Source organism: uncultured Brachyspira sp. (assembly GCF_949287625.1).
GTDB lineage: Bacteria > Spirochaetota > Brachyspiria > Brachyspirales > Brachyspiraceae > Brachyspira.
Window position 1 is genome coordinate 1 of record NZ_CASEGO010000177.1, and the last position, 3,159, is coordinate 3,159.

At 28.8% G+C, this 3,159-nt stretch carries 2 protein-coding genes and 1 CRISPR repeat array; of the genes, one reads left to right on the forward strand and one right to left on the reverse strand.

The genetic code is table 11. The annotated features are described in order from the left end of the window. The first annotated feature begins 129 nt into the window (after positions 1–129). Positions 130–1,155: a CRISPR direct-repeat array (repeat unit 36 nt; unit sequence ATTATAACATATTAAATATTGTGGTCAATACAGAAC). A gap of 59 nt (positions 1,156–1,214) precedes the next feature. Next, positions 1,215–2,471 carry a tRNA (N(6)-L-threonylcarbamoyladenosine(37)-C(2))-methylthiotransferase MtaB gene (gene mtaB, locus Q1X91_RS15280; protein WP_300759431.1) on the reverse strand — a complete coding sequence of 419 codons (1,257 nt, stop codon included), beginning with the start codon at positions 2,469–2,471 and terminating at the stop codon, positions 1,215–1,217. Positions 2,472–2,529: 58 nt separating this feature from the next. Here mtaB and Q1X91_RS15285 point away from each other — a divergent pair, with 58 nt between their 5' ends. After that, on the forward strand, positions 2,530–3,048 hold the full coding sequence (locus Q1X91_RS15285; RefSeq protein WP_300759433.1) for a flagellar basal body-associated FliL family protein: 519 nt from the start codon (positions 2,530–2,532) through the stop codon (positions 3,046–3,048). Positions 3,049–3,159: the final 111 nt, after the last annotated feature.

Consider the following 3,159-nt stretch of genomic DNA (forward strand, 5'->3'; position numbering starts at 1 on the left):
ATATTATAAAAATACATATTATTAGAAAATATAAAACACAAATTTTACTGTAAAATAATGACTGTTCCATGCAGTTTTAAAAAAATGGGGGTGATGCAATTATAAAAGGCTTGACAAGCTTCTAGATAAATTATAACATATTAAATATTGTGGTCAATACAGAACTATATGCTCACTGATTACTATATCTTTACAATTATAACATATTAAATATTGTGGTCAATACAGAACGCCTGCTGGGTGTTAGCCTGCTGGGTGTTAATTATAACATATTAAATATTGTGGTCAATACAGAACGCACCAGATACTCATTTATTTTTATTTTCTATTATAACATATTAAATATTGTGGTCAATACAGAACAATCAATCTATGATGAATTTAGAATGAATAATTATAACATATTAAATATTGTGGTCAATACAGAACATTGGTGGCTTTAATGGTAAATTTTATACAATTATAACATATTAAATATTGTGGTCAATACAGAACACCCTCCCATGTTTCGTTGTAGTCAAGGTTATTATAACATATTAAATATTGTGGTCAATACAGAACGAGTGCATTTAACGAGGTGGGATTTTTCCGATTATAACATATTAAATATTGTGGTCAATACAGAACGTAGTCTTGATATTTTTATTGGCGAAATTAATTATAACATATTAAATATTGTGGTCAATACAGAACTTTATAATGTAAATTGGCAGCGTGATTATTATTATAACATATTAAATATTGTGGTCAATACAGAACACTATCATTTATTGTTTTATGGTATTCCTTATTATAACATATTAAATATTGTGGTCAATACAGAACAGCATCACAGATACAGATAGTACAGCACAAATTATAACATATTAAATATTGTGGTCAATACAGAACAGTAAAGAGATGATTATGTCTTTATTTTCTATTATAACATATTAAATATTGTGGTCAATACAGAACAGCATTACAGATAATGATAGTACTGCACAGATTATAACATATTAAATATTGTGGTCAATACAGAACAAGCTGGACTTATTACACACTTCCAACCATATTATAACATATTAAATATTGCGGTTAATACAGAACATTCTAGCACATAAATTGTTGTTCGTCTAGATTATAACATATTAACTATTGTGGTAAATAGAGAGCCAAAATGAATATTTCCCTCATACAACGAATATTATAATATATTAAATATTATATTAATACTATTTTTCCGCTACCTTTCCATATAACTTATTATCTTTTATTTCTGTAACTGTTACATTTATAAACTTATTTGGCTCTGTATTTTTGTCATAATGTATAAGCATATAGTTTTCTGTATGACCTTTATTGCCTTTTTCTGAGAGGACTCTGTATGTTTTGCCTATGGAGTTATTATATAAATTCATAAGGCTTTTAAGCCCCTGCTGTCTTAATAATGCGGCTCTTTCTTCCCTTACTTTTACATCTACTTTATTTTCCATATTTTCTGCTGCTGTGCCTTTTCTTTCAGAATATGGGAAAGCATGGTAAAACTCTGTGCCTGCAGATTGTAATGTTTTAAGTGTATCATTAAAATCTTCATCAGTTTCAGAAGGAAAGCCTGCAATAATATCAGAGCCTATTGTTACATTTGGTATAATGCTTCTTGCTTTTTCAATTAATTTTATATAGTCATCTTTTTTATATTTTCTGCCCATAAGTGATAATATTTTATTACAGCCGCTTTGCAGTGGAATATGTAAATGCGGGCATATTTTTTCATTATTTTTTATTAAATATAAAAGCCTGTCATCTATTTCATTAATTTCTATACTTGTAAGCCTTATGCGGAAATCTCCTTCAATTTTTACAAGTTCTTCTAAAATATCAGTGATATTTAACCCTAAATCTTTACCGTAAAGCCCTATATGTATTCCTACAAGCACTATTTCTTTATATCCAAGTGATAAAAGTTTTTTAAACCCGCTTATTACTTCATCTTTTGGCATACTTTTTGGTCTGCCCCTAAGCTCTGGTATTATACAGTATGTGCAGTATGCATCACAGCCGTCTTGTATTTTAAAAAATGCTCTTGTTTTAGTATTTGTGTGAGATAATAATGCACCGCCTGCAAAGCTGCCCTCAGACGCTTTAATATATCCGTCAGTTAAATTTAATATATGGTTTACAAGCTCACTTTTTGAGCCGTTGGTTACAATTATATCTGCCCCGTATTCTTTAAGGGACACGCCTTTTTCTTCAGTTAAGCAGCCTGTAACAATGATTTTTAAGTCTTTATTTTCTTTTCTTAATTTTTCTATATAGTGGGCTGACTTTTTAGCAGCTGTTTCAGTAACAGCGCATGTATTTATAACAACAATATCTGCATCATGAATAGAAGATGCTTCTTTAAAGCCCTGCTCAATAAGCTGTGATAAATAATACTGGTCTTCCCCTGCATTTACTTTGCAGCCAAATGTAACAAAATATATATTCAATGTATGCTCCCTAATAAATATCTCTTTTACAAAGTAAAATAATATGATATTATTTTGTATGAGTAAAGAAAGAAAAGACACAACATTCAAAAAATTAGTAAAATTAGTTATATGGCTTTTAGTAATGACTGTCATAGTTTTAGTTATTTGGAAGCTTTATGGCAAAATAGATATTAAACAGGCAGATTTCTCAAAAGTAACTTTAAAAAAGCAGGAACCCACTATTTATGATATGTACAGGGTAAAAAGTGAGAAGAAAAACAGCCATCTTTATTATGTCCGCATAAACGATATATACTGTGATGCTTATAAATTAAGGGAAACAGATATGCAGCGTTATTTTAAGATAGATATTGTTTTTGAAGCACATAACAAAAAAGATGCTAAAGCGATAGAAGAAATTACGGCACAGACTGTTAATGAAGTAAGGAATATGATGAAACATTATCCTGTAATAGATATAGACAGGCCGTCTATAATGGCATATATAAAGCGGGATTTAAAAGCCAAGATGAATAATGTTTTAAAAAATAATGCTGTTGTAGAAATATATTTTGAGAGTTTTCTCTGTGGCTAGAATAAAATATTCCTACTTTACCCCCATTTTTTTACAAGAATATTTATAACTATTTAATAATAAACAAGAAAATGTTTTATAAGTATAAAAATAGACTTTTAAAAAATAATA